Below are 4,720 nucleotides of genomic sequence, written 5' to 3' on the forward strand. Positions count from 1 at the left end.
TCCGCACACTCATCGACCGGGTACTGAAAAAAGTAAGCGCCGACCCCGCCTCCTCCCCCACTCCACCCGCTCCGGCCGCCGACCCGTTCGCCGGAACCCTATTTGCCCAGCCGCAACCCTCCGTACCCGAAAAAAAGGCTCCCACGCAAGGCGATTTGTTTGCAAATTTTGCGGACGAGGGGACGGGCGGTTTCAAAAATTCAAATCTCACGCGGTTAGAGTCGCTGTTTGTGGACTATCAACTGATTGATACAGAAACAAAAAGAAGCAAAATTATTCAAAAGTTATTGACAACGAAAATTCTCGCAATAGACACGGAAACCACCGGAACCGAACCGATGGAGGCCGAACTGGTGGGAATGAGCTTCAGCGACGCCGAAAACCGTGCCTACTACATCCCCGTTCCCGCCGAACGCGAAGAAGCCTTAAAAATTGTGAACGAATTCCGTCCGCTCTTCGAAAACGAACAAACGATGAAAGTGGGACAGAACATCAAGTATGACATGCTCATCCTCCAGAACTACGGAGTCCAAGTGAAGGGCAAGCTCTTCGACACCATGCTCGCCCACTACGTGCTCCAACCCGAACTGCGCCACAACATGGACTACCTGGCGGAAATCTACCTGCACTACCAGACCATCCACATCGACGAACTGATAGGAGCACGAGGCAAGAACCAGAAGAACATGCGCGACCTGCCGCCCGAAGAAATCTATCGCTATGCCTGCGAAGACGCCGACGTCACCCTCAAGCTGAAGAACGTGCTGGAGAAGGAACTGAAGGCACAGGGAGCCGAACCTCTGTTCTACGAAATAGAAATGCCGCTGGTGCCCGTACTGGTCAACCTCGAGAGCAACGGCGTGCTGCTCGACACGGAAGCCCTGCGGCAGTCGTCGGCACACTTCACCGCCCGCCTGCAAGAGATTGAAAAAGAAATCTATGAGATGGCAGGCGAAACGTTCAACATCAGCTCCGCCAAGCAGGTGGGCCAAATACTCTTCGACAAACTGCGCATCGTGCAGAAGGCGAAAAAAACGAAAACCGGACAATACGTCACCTCCGAAGAGGTGCTGCAAGGCTATCGCGGCAAGCACGACATCATCGGAAAGATACTGGACTACCGCGGACTGAAGAAACTGCTGAGCACCTACATCGACGCCCTGCCCCAACTCATCAACCCGCGCACGGGACGCATCCACACCTCCTTCAACCAGGCGGTGACCGCCACCGGACGGCTCAGCTCCAGCAACCCCAACCTGCAGAACATCCCCATCCGCGACGATGACGGCAAGGAAATCCGCAAGGCGTTCATCCCCGACCCCGGCTGCGAGTTCTTCTCCGCCGACTACTCGCAGATAGAACTGCGCATCATGGCGCACCTGAGCGAAGACCGGAACATGATAGACGCCTTCTGCAGCGGACACGACATCCACGCCGCCACCGCCGCCAAAATATACAAGGTGGACATCGCCGACGTAACCGACGACATGCGCCGCAAGGCGAAGACCGCCAACTTCGGCATCATCTACGGCATCTCCGTCTTCGGCCTGGCCGAACGCATGGACGTCTCGCGCCAGGAGGCGAAAGAGCTGATAGACGGCTACTTCGAGACCTACCCGCAGGTGAAAGAGTATATGGACAAGAGCATCCAGGTGGCACGCGAAAACGGCTACGTGGAGACCATCTTCCACCGCAAGCGCTACTTGCCAGACATCAACTCGCGCAACGCCGTGGTCCGTGGCTACGCCGAACGGAATGCCATCAACGCCCCCATCCAGGGCAGCGCCGCCGACATCATCAAAGTGGCCATGGCCCACATCCACCAGCGCTTCCAATCCCTCAACCTGAAAGCGAAGATGATTTTGCAGGTACACGACGAACTGAACTTCAGCGTCCCCACAGAGGAAAAGGAACTGGTACAGAAAATCGTCATCGAAGAGATGGAGCAGGCATACCGCATGCACGTGCCCCTGAAAGCCGACTGCGGATGGGGAGAGAACTGGTTGCAGGCACACTAAAACACTGGTTGTCCATCAGCATGAAGATGTGTCAAAACAAGAAAAAGATAATGAAATGATAGATATTAGACACGGAATTACACGGATTTCACGGATTCTTTAAGAAAAAAACATGTAAATCCGTGTAATCCGTGCCTAAAAGAAAGTGAGATGCATGTTTTGACACACCTACATTTTTTTCTTGCCTAAAAGAAAAAGACTCAGGCACAGGATAAACATAATACACTGATTATTAGATATAAAATAACAATCTGACAGACACAAGTGTTCAACGTGACAGACACAAGTGTTCAAGCTGACAGACACAAGTGTTTGAGACGACAGAGGCAAGTGTCTGCCAAGCCGGGGAGTATAGGGGAAATTGCAGAAGTCATTTTCTTGCTGATTTAATTCCGCCAACAGGCTATGCTTATCTTTTTCCGTAAACCAGATACCGGTGTGGTTCTCAAACGGATTATATCCGCTTGTCTTCAGCCTGCACGCCGTTGACGGCCTCGGTCGCTTCAAATTCTATCCATTGCGGATAGTCTTGCGAGAAGCTCCAGAGAGAGTGGAAAAAGGTGCTTGTGGATAGTCGGAGGCGGGCATATTGTAGTCATACAAAAAGACAATTCCTTGACTAAGTACTTTGTGATTACGGCCTTATCCCATCCTCTTCAAAAAGATCACCTGAAGGTCACCAGCAAAAGAAAAAGCACCTACAGGAACTCTGTAAGTGCTTGATTTAATTCGTGGACCAGCCTGGGCTTGAACCAGGGACCTCCAGATTATGAGGCTCTAAATTTCATCCTATTAAATTGCAATATGTCAACGTATTAATAATCTCATTGGAAGTTTATCAGTCAACAATTAGTCAACAGCTAAACCTATGGTACAAAGTTAAATATTAGTTTCCTATATTCCAAAGAATTGGGTTGTTAGTATGTAACATTCGTAGTGCTTATATAAAAAAAGAAAACAGCATAAGAGTTTCCTCAAATGCTGTTCTTTGTAAATTACGATAGCAATTATCTATCTACGTTTCATTTCATAGTTTTCTTCTGATTCAGAATCTACAGCTTTGAGATATAATTCTGTATCTGTAAGTTTTGTAATAGTAACTTCCTTACCCCATAGCCATTCAGTACTTCTAAGGATAAGTCTGTCTCCTTTTACTGAACTTGCAAAGTAATATGTATTGTAGCCATCATTATATCCCCCATTGCCATCTTCGTCCTCAAAGAAAATGTATTCACCTGTCACATCTTCTTCCCAATCTTCTTTCTCATTATTGTCGTTGTATTCCCAACCATAGCATTTAACCATATCCCATGTCCCTTTGAGATTTGCTAAAGAGATTTCAACAGTTGGTTCATCTTCATCATCGCTACAAGCTGTAAAGTTTACAGCCAACATGACCATTAACAAGGTCATTCCTAAAAATCTTAATGTTTTCATTGTTTAAATAGTTATTTAGTTAAAAATTAGGAGATTTATCCCCTTTGTTTAAATCATTGCTAAATCCATCGTCAAAACTAAGAATATTACCATCAAGGTAGTTTATTAACTTCCCAGAGTAGAAGTCGTTTCCATCCCATTGGATTTTAAGCCTAATTAAATCCGTTCCTTCCACTTTTTCTAAGTACCATAATCCATAGGTTGAGTATTCATTAACAACTTCCCAATCTGAGTAGCTAATATTCCCATTTATAAATCCCTTAGTTCTTTCTGCTGCTTTGGTATATCTAATAACTTGTTTATTGGTAGAGAATTTGTAACTCATAAATGTTTTAGATAATTCGTTATTAACTTCTCTGTACCAACTACCATAAAGCATGGTATAATATTCATTGATAGTATTGTCATCTGTACTATCATTACTAATGTTATCATCGCCACAGGAGCTAAATCCTAGGCATAACGTAACCAATAATGAAATGGCTAATAATCTAAATGTTTTCATATTTTATGGTTTAAAATTAATCGTTACAGTTTTATTCCCTTTTCTAGTAGTTATAACTACTAAATAAATTTTATTAGCACTTGAACTTCTATAAGCAACCGCTTTTACCTCTGTGTTCCCTTGTTGTACAACCGACATATAAGTATCTTTGTTATATTGGTTGGGATATAATGTTATTTTATCTCCAGCAATGGCTATATCCACAGTCGTATTATTATCGTTCACCAACATATTAGGACAGTCAAATTGTTCTGATGTATAACTTCCTTGGCTATCGTTAATAGTAGCTGATATTGGTTTAAACAGCATGGTTTGAGCAATTATTAGAGTTGCAAAGCAAATCTGTATTAGTAAGAAGGATAAAACTCGTTTCATAATAAATGTGATATTAGAGCATAAATTTATTTCCACAATTATGGCATTTAAAGCTATGTATAGGACCATAAGCATCACGTAGCCCAGTACTTGAACCATCTGCATGGCATATAGCTCCACATTTAGGGCATCTGCGTGTTATTTGTTTACGTTTTTGTCTTGACCAATAACAAATGCCAAATAAAAAAGCACCACTTAAAATAGCAAGAAGAAATTCTGATTCCATCTTTTAATAAATTATGCTAACCAAGCTCCCTATGGATAAGCTGTTAATAAATCAAGCATTGGGGAACATATAATCCAGTTTGATTACCAATGCTATAACGGATGCAAATATAATAATATTATTATGAATAAAAGAAATATAAAAGGAATAAACCTATAT

The 4,720-nt window shown here is 43.8% G+C and carries 4 protein-coding genes; 1 reads left to right on the plus strand and 3 read right to left on the minus strand.

Annotation, left to right across the window (positions count from 1 at the left end; genetic code table 11):
* Nucleotides 1-2,018, plus strand: a 2,018-nt coding sequence (gene polA / locus K2G43_RS07125) for a DNA polymerase I (protein WP_300153774.1), incomplete at its 5' end; no start/stop codon positions are given.
* A gap of 1,011 nt (nucleotides 2,019-3,029) precedes the next feature.
* Here polA and K2G43_RS07130 read toward each other — a convergent pair.
* Genes K2G43_RS07130 through K2G43_RS07140 form a run of 3 tightly spaced genes read right to left on the minus strand, consistent with a single transcriptional unit; the run spans nucleotide 3,030 to nucleotide 4,335 of the window.
* Complete coding sequence (locus K2G43_RS07130) at nucleotides 3,030-3,455, minus strand: hypothetical protein (protein WP_297645418.1); 426 nt, start codon at nucleotides 3,453-3,455, stop codon at nucleotides 3,030-3,032.
* Between the two features lie 19 nt (nucleotides 3,456-3,474).
* Complete coding sequence (locus tag K2G43_RS07135) at nucleotides 3,475-3,960, minus strand: hypothetical protein (protein ID WP_300153776.1); 486 nt, start codon at nucleotides 3,958-3,960, stop codon at nucleotides 3,475-3,477.
* Between the two features lie 3 nt (nucleotides 3,961-3,963).
* Complete coding sequence (locus K2G43_RS07140) at nucleotides 3,964-4,335, minus strand: hypothetical protein (RefSeq protein WP_300153778.1); 372 nt, start codon at nucleotides 4,333-4,335, stop codon at nucleotides 3,964-3,966.
* Between the last annotated feature and the right edge of the window lie 385 nt (nucleotides 4,336-4,720).

This window comes from Bacteroides sp. (genome assembly GCF_029057325.1).
Lineage (GTDB): Bacteria > Bacteroidota > Bacteroidia > Bacteroidales > Bacteroidaceae > Bacteroides.